Raw genomic sequence first — 15,308 nt, 5'->3', positions numbered from 1 at the left:
TTCCAGACGTTTAATAAAAACCGCCTTTCGGGGCGGTTTTTTATAGCTGACGCCCGGCCATCACCCCACTTGCCTCATGATAACCGAGTCCTTTCCTGAATTTTTGATCGGCGTCAGACGGTAACATTTTATATTCTGCCTCCGCGCCTTTCGACATAGGGACGTCGGGTTTGGCGACGCCGCAACCCATCCGCGCAAAATGGCGTCCCGCGACTCCTGTTTTTCAACCAGAAGCGCCGCCCCTTCCCGCCCGACCGGGCGATCGAGGTAAAACCATCGCGGGTCCGTGCTGTAAATCGTCAGTTCGGGCGCATAAAAATGGATGAGGGACGCCTGCGCATAATCCCGGAATATGACGGCCTGCCCCTGATTTTCCCGCGCGAGATGCTGTGCGAAATCCCGCCACCCCCCGGTCTGGCGCGCCACGATATCATGGTGGGGCGAAAGCGGTATGATATGCGCTAAAGCCTGGAGGTATATGAGGCCCGTCATGACATAACCAAGGCAGGCGGCCGAGGCGACACCGCGCATATGGGTGGCGAGCAGAATTGCGGCTGGGTAAAGAATGATCGGCCAATTTGCCTGGACCCTTCCCCCCAACGCATGTTGCAGAAAGACGCCGCCCGGGAGCACCACCATGGCGCTGAGCAGCCACAAAGCGTCGCCGCGACGCGCCCGACGTACCGCTGCGATGACGCCGCTCACACACAGCAGGAAGATAAGCGGCGTCGCAAGGCCGATCTGCCCCCCCAGCAATTCTCCACAAAATTGCGCGGCGCGCGATGGCGCCCAATCCTGCGCCCTGCCGCCCTGTTTCAGAAAGCTCGCCCAATGATGCTGCGCATTCCAAAGAAGAACGGGCGAAATGAAGAGCCATCCCGTGAGCGCGCCACCAGCAACCCATTTGAAGGGCGGTTTTCGAGGCGAGAAAAGCCACCATATTCCGCAGGCAAGAGCCGGAAGTACGGCCGTATATTTGCTGTCAAAACCCAGTCCGAAAGCCGCGCCGATAAGGAGCCACCATTCAGGGCGCTTTGTCACATAGAGACGCCCCAGCGCCCACAAGGCCAATGTGTTGAAAAACAGGAGCGGTGTATCCGGCGTCATCGTCGCCGCCCCGACACCGAGAAAGAGCGTCGCATTTAAAAGGAGCGCGGCTTTGATGCCGTCCTCACGCCGCCCCATCAAATCCCTGCCCGCATTGATGAGAAAAAATGAACCGGCCAGCGCCAGGATCGGCTCGAAAAACCGGATGCCGAAGGTCGTATCACCCCAGACCCATGTGCCGGCACGGATGATAAAAGCCACGGCGGGGGGATGATCAAGATACCCCCCCTGAAGATGCTGGGACCAGATCCAGTAATAGACCTCATCCGGCGTCAGGCCGATTTTGGCGGCGAGGATCAGCCGCGCCATGGTGACGAAAATGAGAAGGGGCCCGACCGCGATATTATTGGAAAGGGCCTGACGCATTGTCACCGCCAGACAAGTGTGGAGGCGACGGCGTAATTCCATACCACACCGATCACCGCACCGGCGGCGCTGGCCTGGCTCCAATGCCGATCAGCGTGATAGATCATCTCCGCGACGCCGATATTCGCGTAAGCACCAAGGCTGCATCCAACCATAAAAACCGCGAAACCAGTCGAGAGGCGCAGCCAGCCTTTGAGCGGGCGATCATGATATGTCAGGCAGTTATTCAGAAAAAAATTCATGATGATGGCGGCGATCATGCCGGTCAATTGACTGGCCCCGAAACTTAACCCGGCGAAACGCGCCCCTTCTGACACGGCCAGATTGACCAATATGCCAAGCGCCCCGACAAAAGCGAAAACGAAGAAGCGCATCGGAATGATATGCCCGATCACACGCTCCACCAACATGCCGAGAAACTGAAACAGGACGATCGGCCCTAATTTGCTCTCACCCGCATGTCTTTCACGAAAAATGAAAGGCACTTCACCCATACGCACAGAGCATGGCAGGGCGAGCATCATTTCCAGCAGGATTTTGAACCCCGTCCCCGTCAGCTTTGGCAGCGCCTGATTAAAGCAGTCGCGACGGAAAGCGAAATAGCCGCTCATCGGATCGGTCAAAGGGTGTTTGAGAAAAATCTGGCCAAGTTTGATCCCGGTGCGGGAAAGGAGGTGCCGCCCCCGATGAGCCAGCCCCGCACTGTCACCACCCTCCATAAAGCGGCTGGCGACCATCATATCTAAACGACTCTCTCGGAGGGGTGCGATCATCTGCGGAAGGATGGATTCGTCATGCTGCATATCGCCATCTATGACGGCGAGTAGCGGCGCGGTGGAGGCAAGCACACCTTCAATCACCGCCGATGAGAGCCCGCGCCGCCCAACGCGGCGCAAAAGCCGAACACGCGCATCCTGCTGCGCGATGAATGCCACAATTCGGGAGGTCCCATCCGGCGAGTCATCATCAACAAAGATGATTTCCCACGCCATATCGGTGAGAACCTTGCAGATCGCATTGTAAAAAAGTTGAATATTCCCCGCCTCATTGAAACAGGGCACGATAATGGAAAGTTCTACCGGCGGGCGCGCCGTCATAGAGGAATTCCGGCCCGGCTGAGGCTGGTACGGATTGTCTGCAGGGTGACGACACGCGCGACGGCGTCCAGATCCGTCAGGCGGCGGGTGAGTTCGTTCTGATGATTAGGGTTCCGCGCGATGAGGCGCAGCAGAAAATCGCCGCCGCCGCGAATCATATGACATTCGCGCACCTCATCCCAATCCGCGACCCGACCCTCAAAATCTTCCAGCGCGGCACCCTTCTGACTTTCGAGCCCGATCAGCGCAAAAAAAGTGATGGGCCAGCCGAGCTTCTCAACATCCACATCGGCATGATAGCCCTTGAGGATGCCCAATTCCTCCAATCGTCGGACCCGCCTGAGACATGGGGGCGCGGAGAGCCCCGTGCGACGCGCGAGTTCAACGTTGGTCATGCGACCATGAATCTGCAATTCCCCAACAATCCGAAGGTCGGTTGCGTCCAGCGCATGTTCATCTATTGGGGAGGGTGCGATTGCCTTATACGTATCGGAATCATGTCGCGTCATAGAATGCCAGTAAACTTCCTCTGAAACTCCGTTTGGTGTTTCGTTCGAATTCTCTATATCTGGATTATGGGTGAAGAGCCACAGTTTGAATGCGATAGACAATTTATGGGTAAGACAGCATGACGCGTAAATATGAAACGGACCTTATCGTGATTGGTGCAGGGCCCGCCGGATATACAGCTGCGATTTACGCCGCGCGTGCCAGTCTTAAGCCGATATTGGTGACGGGTCTACAACCTGGCGGGCAATTGACCATCACAACCGATGTGGAAAATTATCCTGGCTTCGCAGCGCCCATTCAGGGGCCATGGCTGATGGAGCAGATGCACGCCCAGGCGGAATCTGTGGGGACCCGCATGGTGACGGATCTCGTCACCACATGTGAGGATCTCGGCGATAAAAAACCCTTCCGTTTTCGCTTCACGGGAGATTCAGGGGACGTTTATCTCGCCAAATCGGCTGTCATCGCCACTGGCGCACAGGCGAAATGGCTCGGCCTCCCCTCCGAAACCCGGCTACAAGGGGCTGGCGTATCCGCCTGTGCAACATGTGACGGGTTTTTCTTCCGCGGTAAGCATATCGCGGTCATTGGTGGCGGAAATACGGCGGTTGAGGAGGCCCTCTATCTAACACGTCATGCGGATAAAGTGACCCTCATCCATCGACGCGACACATTGCGCGCGGAACGCATCATGCAGGAGCGGCTTTTCGCTGATCCGAAAATCAAGGTTCTATGGAATCGCAGCGTTGATGACGTTCTCTCGGACGGAACACCGGCCACCGTCAGCGGGCTTCGCCTGAAAAATCTCCAGAAAAACACGTTGGAGACCCTGGCAGTTGATGGCGTTTTCATCGCGATCGGCCATCAACCGAATACAGCGCCGTTTCTGGACTTTGTGAGCTGTGACGCTGAGGGCTATGTCAACACGCCCCCAGGCTCAACGCGCACGTCCCGTCCCGGTATTTTTGCGGCAGGTGATGTGCAGGACAGGGTTTTTCGGCAGGCTGTCACCGCAGCGGGCACAGGCTGCATGGCCGCTTTAGAGGCTGAGCGTTTCATTGCGGGTGAATCGTGACTTTCTCTGCACGGCTTACGAGAAATAAATTTCGTTTCAGCGGAGACCTGCCACGCACCTATTGACGTGTCATTGTCATCAACGCATGAGCCAAAGCGGGTCACATTCCGGTTTTTCATTGAGAGTTTACGTGGGGGAAAAGAGTGGACTGGGACAAGCTACGCATCTTTTACGCTGTGGTTGAGGCGGGCTCCTTCACCCACGCGGGTGAAAAACTGGGTTTAAGCCAATCCACTGTTTCGCGGCAGATTTTCTCCCTGGAGGATGATTTGCGGGTTCAGCTTTTCAACCGTCGCGCGCGGGGCCTGATCCTGACGGAACAGGGTGAAACCCTTGCCGCCACGGTGCGGGAGGTTTTCGAGAAACTCATCACCACGCAGGAATCGTTGCGTGACAGCACCGCGAAAGCGACGGGCGTCATTAAATTGACAACGACATCCGAGTTCGGCCTTTACTGGCTGATCCCACGATTGAAACGGTTTTTTGTTCAACAACCTGAGATTGATATCCAAGTCTTACTTGATGACACAGATCTCGATCTGAACCAGCGTGAGGCCGATGTCGCCATACGCGTGCATCCACCGCGACAACCTGACCTGATTCAAAGGCACCTCGCGACATTCTCGATACCTGTTTATGCGAGTCAGAATTACCTTGCGGATAAGCGCACTCCACGTCATTTCCGCGACCTTGCACAACATCAGATCATCAGTTTTTCCGGTGATCCCCTTATGTTGCCGCACACAAACTGGCTTCGAAAGGCGCTTTGCAAACGGCAGCACATGCCCTCCCGCAGCCATCTTGAGGTTAATAGCTGCCCTGCCATGGCGGAAGCGATCTCAAAAGGATTGGGCGTTGGCGCGATGCCGAGTTACGTGGCGGCATCGTACCCCCACCTGGTGCGCCTTGTTCCGGAACATCCTGTTCCGGCGCTTAAGCTTTACCTTGTCTACCCGCAGAATCTGAAAGCCTCGATGCGACTCATCTTGTTGCGCAATTTTCTGTTAAATGAAATCAGTCTCGGAAATATCGGGGGCGACGACGCCTGTAATATATCGACAGTTGCCGAATCAACCTCTCATACAAGTCTTGAATTCTGAGTTTCTGAGATCTCATGCTGAGAGGTTGCGCTATCGCCTTACTCGGCCTTTGGCGTTGATGCGCTCCCGGAGTTCCTTCCCGGTTTTGAAAAATGAAACATATTTCTGGTCTATTTCCACGGCCTCACCCGTTTTGGGATTGCGACCCAGCCGGGCGCCGCGTTTTTTGACGCCAAAAGCCCCGAAACCACGCAGTTCCACCCGATCCCCGCGCGCGAGGGAGGAAACAATCTCGGAAAAAAGCGTTTGCACAATGCGCTCTATATATCGGGTTGTAAGCTGCGGGTATGCTTCACTCAGCAGTGCGATAAGCTCAGATCTCGTCATGCTCCCCCCCTCCTGACAAATAACGGCATCGCGCAACCACCAAAAACTCCGAGCAACCCTGGGTATGTCGAGACCCAGCCCAGTAAAAATTGCTCGATGCGGCTCGCTTTGATAAGTCTACTGCACGCTTATTGTCGAGGAGATAAAGATTTAAAGACAGTTAACGGTAGCCCCATTCAGACGCGAATGGATGTATGAACTCTGCTTAACGAGCTCAAATTACCGCATTTTTATGCTCAGAAAATAAGTAATTCTTCTCGCGACAGGCGAAATCCGAGCTATTTCTTCGCGTGTAAGTTGCAAATAAGTCACATACTCCTCCCGGCGCCTGATCCACCGCCGGAGGAGAAACGACGACCTACTCTAATATTAAGCGCGTTTGCGGCCTGACCGACCTGTGCCATCCTCATTCTCATTACCAAGGACGCGATCTTTCCGGCCGGAAAGATCAAGATTGGCGTTTATTTTGCGACCGAGCCCGATCTCGCGCGCGAGATGTGAGCGACGCTCCGCGTAATTCGGCGCAACCAGGGGATAGTCCGCCGGGAGGCCCCAACGCTCGCGATATTGTTCCGGGCTCATGCCATAAGCGCTCTGAAGATGGCGTTTCAGCATCTTGAGCTTCTTGCCGTCTTCCAGACACACGATGTAATCCGGAAATACCGAGCGTTTGATCGGCACAGCTGGCTGCGGACGCTCTGGCTCTGCCTCAACGGCGCCGGCCCCGCGAAGGGCTTCATAGACGCGTTTGATCATCGAAGGCAGATCTTCACTTGTCACGGGGTTATTTGCAACATGTGAAGAGACGATTTTCACTGTAAGCTCAAGGAGAGCTTTATTGTTGTCATGCTCGGACATTTATTTACCCTGGTCTGGTTTTTTACTCGGGAACTCAGAACGTTCCCATGATAAAGAAGTTGCTACAAAATATCGGCTTCAAATATGCCCCGATGCCTTACGAGAGGATCGTTAATGCTGTTAATCCTACAGGAATTACAAAAAAAAAGAAACTCTGATTCGCACGTCTCAAAAGCTTCTACCGGTTGAAATTCGTCAATGATCGTTAATGCTTCATCAAACTGCACAACAGCGATGCCAATCGCTCACTGATAGAAAAGCGGTTATTAAGTATTTCGGAAGATATTCTTATTTTATTAAAAAAAATTATAGTGCGGAGATTTTCCGGTCACATCTGGATGAAAGGTTAATAACAATATGTTTGACGTGACACTTGCTCACCACGATGACTTCCGGTCATGGCGTGACGCCACCCGGAAGCATGTTTCCGCCGGTATTAATTCCCGCAATATCAACTGGATCGTTAACCCTCCTGATGATCTTTTTCAACGTCAGAACCTTGATTCGACAGAACAAAACACCTCACCATTCAAAATAACGCGTCAAAGATATGTGCAATTGCAGGAAGCGTTTCACGCGCAGGACTCACATCGTTTTGAGACGCTCTACACCTTTGTCATGGCGTTGCACCAGCAGGATGACGCCCAAATTGCCGCCTTAACCCCGAAAATCGAGGCTCTTATCCAGGCCGGTCGCGAGGCTGTGCTGCGCTTCCGTGAATCTTTTGTAAAATTAGCACTTTTTGGCAGGGAAATAGCGCCTGACCGGTCAACACAATCCGTATTTGACATGCGAGGCCATCGCATCTTCACAGGTCAGGCCGCAACTTTAACGCGCATGATCCCCTCTCCTTGGGTTGTTTCAGGTGACACAGTTACGATTCGATGGACGGGAAGTGCCTTATTCTCCTCCCGAGGGGGACTTAAAGCGCAGAATGAAAAGTCTCAACCAGAGATTGCTTTCGGATCAGGGTATTGGGCGCAGCTTCCCCAACTTCGTCTGCCAGTCAAAACCATCCCCTCTCTCATCCCCGACGCGCCTTTAACTCAACATCAGACGGGTGCGTCAGAGGCGCCTGAACCGAATCGTGAAAGTCGTTTCGCGCAGCTGAGGGCACATGCTGTTGATTGCGCAGCCTGTGAACTTTGTGACATCGGCACACGGACCGTCTTCGGGGAGGGCCGCCTTGACGCGAAAATCATGCTGATCGGTGAGCAGCCGGGTGATCAGGAAGATCTCTCCGGTCGCCCCTTCGTCGGGCCTGCCGGTGCCCTGCTTGACCAAAATCTGCGCGAGGTCGGGCTTGAGCGGGCGCGCCTTTATGTCACGAATTCCGTCAAACATTTCCGTTTCGTGCACCGCTACGGGCGTCGCCTTCATCAGAAGCCGGACCTCATCCACATCCATCAATGTCACCCCTGGCTCTCGCAGGAAATATCGCTCATTGCACCGACACACATTATCTTGCTTGGCGCCTCCGCCGCTTCAGCTATGTTGGGTCGCCCCGTGACCGTTAATCGAGAGCGCTCAAGATTTTTCCGTCTCGGAAATTGTGATGCGCTCATCACCGTGCACCCATCTTACCTTTTGCGCATCCAGGACCACGCCTCCCAGGACTTTAAAAAACGCTGTTTTCTTTCGGATTTGCGACTCGTTGCCGATGCCATCTCACAAACCCGGACGCAGCTTCATCCAACTTAAATTGACGCGACATTGAAGGATTTTTATATCCTGTTGTGGGACAATGTCCGTTCTGACGCTGCGTTCAATGCTTCATTGTGCAATGGAATACGTCTTTCCCAACAGGCGGGGGGACGTTCTTTGACGCACGCATTTTTAGGCAGGAACCACGCGTGACGGTGGCTGAACGAATTTTTTTACAATGCGCCACCCGATTAGGGCGCGGTCGACTCCTTGCGACCGCGCCCCGATTTCCGCGCCCGATGGAAATGGCTGTACGCCCCATCGCCGCAAGCCGTTGAATTTGCTTTCCGCAACACGATTGCAGCCCTCATTGCCCTCGCGATCGCTCTCTGGGTGGAGCTGGACAGTCCGGTTTGGGCGCCCTCAACCGTCTGGGCCGTTGCGCAGGCCACACGCGGGGAAAACCTTTCCAAAGCGCGATGGCGCCTGGCGGGCACTTTGCTGGGGGGGCGTGGCCAGCGTGCTGCTGATCGCCGCCTTCCCGCAGGAGCCTTGGCTCTTTTCCCCGGCTTTGGCGATATGGGTCGGGTCATGCGCCGGGTTGGCGACTTTTTCACCTCCTACCGCGCCTATACCATGACACTGGCGGGCTATACCTGCGCCATCATTGCGCTGGATGCGTCACAGGCACCGGATAATGTCTTTTTCCTCGCCGTGTCCCGAAGCACCTATATTGGCCTCGGCGTCGTATGCGAGGTGGCGATGGGAATGATTTTCTCCCTTCAGCAGGAGAAACGGGCCCGCATGACGATCAAGAGAAGCCTTCAGGGGCAAGAATTATTCGGGCGGATTCTGCGCCTAAACAGTGAAGTTGAATATCTGGAAATTGAGATGGGCCCTCATGGTCACGAAGGGGATCACGCCCGGGCCGACCTCGCCGTCGTCGCTGTTCTGCTGACGCGATGTCTGGGCATGACGGCACGACTTGCTGCGCTGAAACATCGGGAACCGCGCCTGAATGATATGCTGACGCGCGTGCGGGAATTTGTCCTCACCATCACGCCGCGCCTCGAACAGGATGCCCCCTGGCGGATATTCTGACGGAATTGCACCTCCTGCGGATAAGCTGCCGCGACGCCGCGATTACCCCTTAGACCCATGACGACACGCATACATCGCACCCTCCATCGCGGGAAGATGAGGTTGATGCGCGCGTCCTTTATGTTTCCATCTCGGAAATGTCGAGGAAGATCGAAGATGCCTTGCTGGAATATAATGCCAGCACGCATCAGATCCCACGTGATCGTTTCCGATTCCGCCTGCCCGTGCATCGTGATGTGCGTGAGGCGGTGAATAATATCATTCGCGTCTTCTCCGCCATCATCATCTGCGCACTCTTATACGAAATCACCGCCTGGCCATCCGGCCCCCTTTTCATATCGAATCTTGCGCTGATCTGCGGATTATTCGCGACCCAGGAAAATCCCGTTCTTGGCACGACGCAGTTTTTACGTGGTGTCCTCTGGTCAGCTCTCATTGCCGGCGTTCTCACAATGATTTTTGTCCCGGCCTTCGATACTTATGAGACGCTGATTCTCGCGCTTTTCCCACCGATGTTCATTTCAGGTCTGGCGCACCTGAATAAGCCGACGATCGGCGTTTCATCAGCGTTCGACCTCCTCATGCCGACGATGCTTAATATCCAGAATCATCAACGACTTGATGAAATTTCCTTTTTCAATTCAGACTTCGCCGTCGTCTGCGCCGCTGCGGCGGCGGTTCTGGCTTTCCGCATCATCATGCCCTTTAACCCTGAGACAGAACGCATGCGATTAAGGCGGCAGATGCTGGCAGAATTAAGAGCGCTCTGTCATCTTCAGACGTTGCCAGACACGAGAATGTGGATCAGCGGCAATCTCGATCGATTCGCAAAACTGATCCGTCACGCGGGTAACACACCCTCCCCCGCCGTCGAGACCTATCTCAGAGGCACATTGGCCACGCTGACGCTCGGCATGAATATCATCCGCCTGCGCGCCCTCTTAAATCGTGATCACCTGCCTGATCGCGCGCGCCGTGCAGCGACCCTGCTTCTGGACAGAATTGAACATGCGCATGATGAGCATGTCCGTTCCGCACGCGTTGCGGCCGTGGCGTTATGACGATTTCGCGCGCTGGAATATAATGAGTCTGACCTTATGACGCGCATGGAGCTGATCCGCGGCATTGCCTATCTCGTTGTCATCCGCGCCGAACTTCTGGCGAATGCGCAATTCCTCGACGCAACGCGCCCCGTGAGACTGACGGGCTGATGCATTCCTGCGCCAAAGGGCGCGAAATCGGGTGAGCCGGCCCGCCCCTTGCCTTGGCTTATCACCTCTTCCGGCTCACATCGTGGGCGGCGGTCTAATCGGTTGTTATCGGAGGTCAGGCGCGCTTTTCAGCTTGTGATGCGCATCCTTCGACAACAATATTGGCTGGGCGATCTGAAATATTTCTTTAATCTACGCAGGTCAGAATTTTTTACTTTTCCCCCCTTCGCCTTTGAGACCTGATTTTTCCCGCAAAATCGCGCCAGGGTCGTCCGCGCCGCGCGCCAATCCAGACTGGAACGCGGTGTCGGCGATTTCTTTAATGTCAAATTTAAACAGAGAAAGCGACGCCAACTTTAAACTCGAGGTTGTTTTAAGCAGCGGCAAATCCAATGATTAGGGAGCAACGCGTGCTTTCATATGCGTCATCGCACGCCGCGGGCGCGCCGCACGAAATCCGCCACATCAAAATCGGGCGCATACACACTATATTATGTCATTGAGGATAATAGGCCGCTGTAGCGAGCCATCAGATTTTTCGCTCGGGGCAAAAAGGATTTTCACCCTAAAAAAGCTTGGTTATTAGAAATGTCACATGGAGATTTAGTAAAAAAACCATAAACATCGTCCGTTTTTATTGGAGTTCGCCGAAAAAACGTATCGATCAAACTCCATCGGAGGATAGGATAGGCTATACGACCACCTTTAAAAAATCCATTTTCACAATTTGTTTCGCCGTCAAAGACCGCTACCTTAAACCGCTCGGTCACCTCTCCATACGGGTTCCGGTCGTCGGCTGAGCTCTCATAAGCAGGAAAGCGCCCCCCTTTGCAAGGGGATGACGTTTCTTTTTGAGGCCAGGCCGCCCAGCGGCCATGAAAGGGTGAAAAACAGTTGACGTAAGCGGATCTTTTCCGGTATCGTGCGGAGCCTACTGTCGTGAGGCGGCTATAAATAAAAAGCGACTGGGCGGTGCCGACTGGGGAGTAACTTCGGCAAAAATCGTCAAGAGTTCGATTTTACGAGGGATTTATGTTCGCAATTATACGTACAGGTGGCAAGCAATATCGCGTGACCACAGAAGCAACACTTAAAGTCGAGAAACTTGAGGCGGAAGCCGGTAGCACCGTCACATTTTCTGACGTTCTGGCGGTTGGCTCCGATGCCGGGATGACGCTTGGTGCCCCTCTGGTCGCGGGCGCGACAGTGACGGCAACCGTCATCGCGCAGGATCGCCTGCCAAAGATCATCACCTTCAAAAAGCGCCGCCGGCAGAACAGCCGTCGCAAAAACGGCCATCGCCAGCCCGTGACAGTGCTGCGCATCACAGGCATCAACGCGGCCTGATCGCGTCGCCGGAAGATAGGGAGAAGCTGAAATGGCACAAAAGAAAGCAGGCAGTTCAAGCCGTAACGGTCGCGACAGCGCAGGCCGCCGCCTTGGAGTCAAGAAATTCGGCGGTGAGCGCGTTATTGCGGGCAATATCATCGTCCGTCAGCGCGGGTCGAAAATAATCGCCGGTGACAATGTCGGGATGGGGCGTGATCACACGCTCTTCGCCCTCTCGGACGGGCACGTCAAATTTACGCGTCGGGCAGAGGGGCGGGTCCACGCCTCTGTCGCCCTGTAAATCCTGACGCGATAAATGATGGAAGGGCACACCTTCCCCCAAGGCCGGTCTTGCGACAGACCGGCCTTTTCTTTGTGTTGAACAGACCCGCAGGTGGCCCATGAAATTCCTAGATCAGGCCAAAATCTATCTTCGTTCCGGTGATGGCGGTGACGGTGTCGTCGCTTTCCGACGTGAAAAATACGTGGAATTCGGCGGTCCGGACGGCGGAAATGGCGGCCGCGGCGGGAATATCATTTTAAAAGCCGTACCCAACCTCAACACGCTGATCGACTTTCGTTACACGCAGCATTTCCGGGCGCGGAAAGGTGGGAATGGCGCAGGGTCCGACCGGACCGGCGCTAAAGCGGATGATGTCATCATCAACGTCCCCATCGGCACCCAGATCTTCGATGAATCGCGTGAGATCATGCTGGCGGACCTTGATGCTGACGGTAAGGAAATTCTGCTTTGTCGGGGGGGGGATGGCGGTTACGGCAATGCCTATTACAAAACCAGCACCAACCGCGCCCCTCGCCGTGCCGATAAGGGTTGGCCGGGTGAAGAGAGATGGGTGTGGCTTCGGCTGAAACTCATTGCTGATATTGGTCTTGTCGGATTACCCAATGCCGGTAAATCCACCCTGCTTTCAGTATCTTCCCGGGCAAAACCGAAAATTGCGGATTATCCCTTCACCACACTCCACCCACAACTTGGTGTGGTGCACCTTTCCATGACGGAAGAATTCATCATCGCCGATATTCCCGGACTGATCGAGGGCGCGAGTGATGGTGCGGGGCTGGGTGATCGCTTCCTCGGCCATGTTGAGCGCTGTGCAGCACTGATTCATCTGCTGGACGGGACGGAGAAGCACCTCGTCAAAAATTACCGCCTGATCCGCACGGAGCTGGAACGGTACGACGCGACACTTGCGGATAAGCCTGAAATCATCGTGCTTAATAAATGTGATGCCCTGACGCCCCAGCAGATCAGCGCCAAAAAACGCGCGCTTGAAAAAGCAGCAGGCACGGAGATTTTCCTCCTTTCCGCCGTCTCCCATGACGGGTTGGAAAAACTTTTGCGTGCCGCGCAGGATCGCGTAAGGTCGTTGAAACAATCCTGACGGACATGTGAGTATGGTCTCTCCTCTCCAATCCGCGAAACGCATTGTCGTCAAGATCGGCAGTGCCCTTCTTGTTGACACTGAAGGCGCTAAATTGTGCGATGGCTGGCTCGACAGTGTCAGCGCGGATATCGCATCCTGGCGCCAATCAGGCATTGAGGTGATCATCGTCTCATCAGGTGCCATCGCCCTGGCGCGGACCCAGCTCAATATGACTGCCGCCCGCCTCAGCCTGGCGGAGAAGCAGGCCGCGGCAAGTGTTGGGCAAGATCCGCCTCGCGCAAGCCTGGAGCGCTTCCCTGGCGCACCAGGCCCACGCCGCCGCGCAATTGCTTCTGACATCGGAAGACACAGAAAATCGGGAGCGTCACCTCAATGCTCGCTCGACCCTTCGGGCGCTTCTTTGCATGGGATGCGTGCCTGTCATCAATGAAAATGATGCGATTGCGTTTGAGGAGATACGCTTCGGGGATAATGACCGCCTCGCGGCGCGAGTCGCGCAGATGGTGGATGCTGACACGCTAATCCTGCTTTCCGACATCGACGGGCTGTATACGCAGGACCCCCACACCCATGCGGATGCCACCCATATTCCCCATGTTGAGGAAATCGACGATAAGATTCGCGCCATGGGGTAGCCCCCGCCCGGTTACTCTTCCGGCGGGATGAAGACGAAACTGATCGCCGCGTATATTGCGACACAAGCGGGTGCCCGGATGGCCATCGCCCGCGGGAATATCGATCATCCCCTGAAAAAATTATCGTCCGGCGCACGGGTGCCATGGTTTAGCGCCCATGCGGGTGCCGGTAAAGCGCGCAAAAATGGATCATGGGGTCTTTACGGCCGAGTGGCACCTTCCAGATCGATGCGGGCGCCGTGCAGGCGCTTCGGAAGGGCAGTTCACTCCTCGCTGTCGGAGTGCAGAAAATTGACGGCCAATTTCCGCGTAATGCGCTTGTAACGGTCACGGACCCGAAAGGCGCGGAGGTGGCGCGCGGCCTGACATCCTACTCATCAGAAGAAGCGCAAAGGGATGGCCGGGCAGCGCAGCGCGGCTTTCCCGGATGATCTCGCGGGCACGCACCGTGACGCACTTATCCATCGGGATGACCCCGTCATGCTGCGCAAAGCAGTTTCCGGTTGAAGACCGCCCGCACGAATCCCGCAGCAAAATAGATTGATCACGTCGATGACGATTTGGGCGGCCACTTCAGAGTGGGCTCTTTACGCACTTTCGGCGGTTCAGCGTGGGGTGCGCCATGCGTCCCCTCGCCGCGCGCGATCGGGGCACGACGCGTCGCACGGAGGCGCCAGATATCGCCATCCTCCTCCGGCGTCGGGGGCGGCTGCGTCGCGGCACGTCGCGCGCCCTTGGCCGTTACGGCTTCTACGGGCGGGTCAAAATGCGTCTGCTTCAGCAGATCGGCGGAGGAGAGATTTGACGGGTTATCCGCATAATCCTGATAGGCTTCCGGCGGCAGGACGGGCATATTCCCGGCATCATTATTAATATAGCGCGCCCGTGGCATGGCGGCCTCTTGCAATGGAGCCAAAGGCGGCGCTGATGCCGCCATGGCAGGCGCGGAAGCAAGAGACACGCTGGGCCTGTCCTCCGACATGTCCGCGCCTGTGTCGCCTGGGTGCATGACCGGCTCATCCAGCTCATTCATCGCGAGGCGGAGGGACACGGTTCGGAGGTCAGTGCCGATATCCACCAATTGCTGCTCCATAACGTGCAGGCGGCGGATGATATTCATCAGCACCACAAAGAAAAAAAGAAGAAGGGCAATGACAAAGCCGAGTATGAGGGGCAAAGACATCGTTTCCGGCAGAACTGAAGACATATCGTCCATCGACACACCGCTCCCCTCTTCCCTGAATTTTACCCTTAACGCTTACATCTCTAAGGCATGACGATAAAGATGTAGGAGGGTTTCCTGCTCTTCCACCTCTGACGGCTCCTGCTTACGGATACGAAGAAGCTGGCGGAGCACTGGCACATCGAAACCTGCCGATTTCGCCTCAAGGAAAATATCCTTGATGTCGCTTGCAAGCGCCTTACGCTCCCCCTCCAGACGTTCGACCCGATCAATGATCGATTGGAGCCGTTTGGCGGACACCTCCCCGCTTTCAGCGGCGGCATCTTGCGTTATTGTCGTATCATCCATAGATATAGGCC

At 55.4% G+C, this 15,308-nt stretch carries 16 protein-coding genes and 1 pseudogene; 9 read left to right on the top strand and 8 right to left on the bottom strand.

Going from position 1 to position 15,308, the window contains the following annotated elements:
• Positions 1–60 precede the first annotated feature (60 nt).
• Genes AAYR33_02520 through AAYR33_02510 form a run of 3 tightly spaced genes read right to left on the bottom strand, consistent with a single transcriptional unit; the run spans position 61 to position 3,079 of the window.
• Entirely contained in the window at positions 61–1,515 is a 1,455-nt protein-coding gene (locus AAYR33_02520; protein ID XAO71833.1) for a glycosyltransferase family 39 protein, read from the bottom strand.
• On the bottom strand, positions 1,476–2,570 hold the full coding sequence (locus AAYR33_02515; GenBank protein ID XAO71832.1) for a glycosyltransferase family 2 protein: 1,095 nt from the start codon (positions 2,568–2,570) through the stop codon (positions 1,476–1,478). Before AAYR33_02515 ends, AAYR33_02520 begins: the two co-directional genes overlap by 40 nt.
• The gene (locus AAYR33_02510) at positions 2,567–3,079 is read right to left on the bottom strand and encodes an Lrp/AsnC family transcriptional regulator (GenBank protein ID XAO71831.1); all 513 of its coding nucleotides are present in this window, start codon (positions 3,077–3,079) and stop codon (positions 2,567–2,569) included. Before AAYR33_02510 ends, AAYR33_02515 begins: the two co-directional genes overlap by 4 nt.
• A gap of 119 nt (positions 3,080–3,198) precedes the next feature.
• Between AAYR33_02510 and trxB the strand changes: the two genes are divergently transcribed.
• Together trxB and AAYR33_02500 are read left to right on the top strand one after the other, a co-directional pair.
• Complete coding sequence (gene trxB / locus AAYR33_02505; GenBank protein XAO71830.1) at positions 3,199–4,155, top strand: thioredoxin-disulfide reductase; 957 nt, start codon at positions 3,199–3,201, stop codon at positions 4,153–4,155.
• 143 nt (positions 4,156–4,298) lie between these two features.
• On the top strand, positions 4,299–5,255 hold the full coding sequence (locus tag AAYR33_02500; GenBank protein ID XAO71829.1) for a LysR family transcriptional regulator: 957 nt from the start codon (positions 4,299–4,301) through the stop codon (positions 5,253–5,255).
• Positions 5,256–5,285: 30 nt separating this feature from the next.
• Here the strand turns inward: AAYR33_02500 and ihfB are convergent, their stop codons facing one another.
• Entirely contained in the window at positions 5,286–5,582 is a 297-nt protein-coding gene (ihfB, locus tag AAYR33_02495; GenBank protein ID XAO71828.1) for an integration host factor subunit beta, read from the bottom strand.
• A 369-nt stretch (positions 5,583–5,951) separates the two neighbouring features.
• The gene (locus tag AAYR33_02490) at positions 5,952–6,440 is read right to left on the bottom strand and encodes a MucR family transcriptional regulator (protein ID XAO71827.1); all 489 of its coding nucleotides are present in this window, start codon (positions 6,438–6,440) and stop codon (positions 5,952–5,954) included.
• Between the two features lie 366 nt (positions 6,441–6,806).
• Here AAYR33_02490 and AAYR33_02485 point away from each other — a divergent pair, with 366 nt between their 5' ends.
• From AAYR33_02485 to AAYR33_02475, 3 genes are all read left to right on the top strand, one after another.
• Positions 6,807–8,141: a UdgX family uracil-DNA binding protein gene (locus AAYR33_02485; protein ID XAO71826.1), complete on the top strand. Its 1,335-nt coding sequence runs from the start codon at positions 6,807–6,809 to the stop codon at positions 8,139–8,141.
• Positions 8,142–8,354: 213 nt separating this feature from the next.
• On the top strand, positions 8,355–9,185 hold the full coding sequence (locus AAYR33_02480) for an FUSC family protein (protein ID XAO71825.1): 831 nt from the start codon (positions 8,355–8,357) through the stop codon (positions 9,183–9,185).
• 137 nt (positions 9,186–9,322) lie between these two features.
• Positions 9,323–10,246 (top strand): FUSC family protein, encoded by a 924-nt coding sequence (locus tag AAYR33_02475; GenBank protein ID XAO71824.1) that lies wholly within the window; start codon positions 9,323–9,325, stop codon positions 10,244–10,246.
• A gap of 351 nt (positions 10,247–10,597) precedes the next feature.
• Here the strand turns inward: AAYR33_02475 and AAYR33_02470 are convergent, their stop codons facing one another.
• A complete protein-coding gene (locus tag AAYR33_02470; GenBank protein XAO71823.1) occupies positions 10,598–10,783 on the bottom strand; it encodes a hypothetical protein in 186 nt (61 codons plus the stop codon).
• Positions 10,784–11,428: 645 nt separating this feature from the next.
• Between AAYR33_02470 and rplU the strand changes: the two genes are divergently transcribed.
• The 4 genes and pseudogenes from rplU to proB all read left to right on the top strand — a co-directional run bounded on the left by rplU (position 11,429) and on the right by proB (position 14,273).
• Positions 11,429–11,743 carry a 50S ribosomal protein L21 gene (rplU, locus tag AAYR33_02465; protein ID XAO71822.1) on the top strand — a complete coding sequence of 105 codons (315 nt, stop codon included), beginning with the start codon at positions 11,429–11,431 and terminating at the stop codon, positions 11,741–11,743.
• Between the two features lie 31 nt (positions 11,744–11,774).
• Positions 11,775–12,026, top strand: coding sequence for a 50S ribosomal protein L27 (rpmA, locus tag AAYR33_02460; GenBank protein XAO71821.1), 252 nt, complete (start codon positions 11,775–11,777; stop codon positions 12,024–12,026).
• 100 nt (positions 12,027–12,126) lie between these two features.
• Positions 12,127–13,128, top strand: a complete 1,002-nt coding sequence (gene obgE / locus AAYR33_02455) for a GTPase ObgE (protein XAO71820.1) — start codon at positions 12,127–12,129, stop codon at positions 13,126–13,128.
• A 13-nt stretch (positions 13,129–13,141) separates the two neighbouring features.
• Positions 13,142–14,273 (top strand): annotated as a pseudogene (proB, locus tag AAYR33_02450) (glutamate 5-kinase).
• A 37-nt stretch (positions 14,274–14,310) separates the two neighbouring features.
• Here proB and AAYR33_02445 read toward each other — a convergent pair.
• Together AAYR33_02445 and AAYR33_02440 are read right to left on the bottom strand one after the other, a co-directional pair.
• Positions 14,311–14,988, bottom strand: a complete 678-nt coding sequence (locus AAYR33_02445) for a hypothetical protein (GenBank protein XAO71819.1) — start codon at positions 14,986–14,988, stop codon at positions 14,311–14,313.
• 36 nt (positions 14,989–15,024) lie between these two features.
• Complete coding sequence (locus AAYR33_02440) at positions 15,025–15,297, bottom strand: DUF2312 domain-containing protein (GenBank protein ID XAO71818.1); 273 nt, start codon at positions 15,295–15,297, stop codon at positions 15,025–15,027.
• Positions 15,298–15,308: the final 11 nt, after the last annotated feature.

The organism is Acetobacteraceae bacterium (assembly GCA_039613835.1).
Lineage (GTDB): Bacteria > Pseudomonadota > Alphaproteobacteria > Acetobacterales > Acetobacteraceae > Sorlinia.
Note: the sequence above shows the minus strand (reverse complement) of the source record. Positions and strands in the feature narration are given on the sequence as shown.

Bases quoted from the DNA above. Each gene is read 5' to 3' on its own strand.
- AAYR33_02520 (XAO71833.1), bottom strand. From the start codon at position 1,515: ATGGAATTACGCCGTCGCCTCCACACTTGTCTGGCGGTGACAATGCGT.
- AAYR33_02515 (XAO71832.1), bottom strand. From the start codon at position 2,570: ATGACGGCGCGCCCGCCGGTAGAACTTTCCATTATCGTGCCCTGTTTC.
- AAYR33_02510 (XAO71831.1), bottom strand. From the start codon at position 3,079: ATGACGCGACATGATTCCGATACGTATAAGGCAATCGCACCCTCCCCA.
- trxB (XAO71830.1), top strand. From the start codon at position 3,199: ATGACGCGTAAATATGAAACGGACCTTATCGTGATTGGTGCAGGGCCC.
- ihfB (XAO71828.1), bottom strand. From the start codon at position 5,582: ATGACGAGATCTGAGCTTATCGCACTGCTGAGTGAAGCATACCCGCAG.
- AAYR33_02490 (XAO71827.1), bottom strand. From the start codon at position 6,440: ATGTCCGAGCATGACAACAATAAAGCTCTCCTTGAGCTTACAGTGAAA.
- AAYR33_02475 (XAO71824.1), top strand. From the start codon at position 9,323: ATGTCGAGGAAGATCGAAGATGCCTTGCTGGAATATAATGCCAGCACG.
- rplU (XAO71822.1), top strand. From the start codon at position 11,429: ATGTTCGCAATTATACGTACAGGTGGCAAGCAATATCGCGTGACCACA.
- rpmA (XAO71821.1), top strand. From the start codon at position 11,775: ATGGCACAAAAGAAAGCAGGCAGTTCAAGCCGTAACGGTCGCGACAGC.
- obgE (XAO71820.1), top strand. From the start codon at position 12,127: ATGAAATTCCTAGATCAGGCCAAAATCTATCTTCGTTCCGGTGATGGC.
- AAYR33_02440 (XAO71818.1), bottom strand. From the start codon at position 15,297: ATGGATGATACGACAATAACGCAAGATGCCGCCGCTGAAAGCGGGGAG.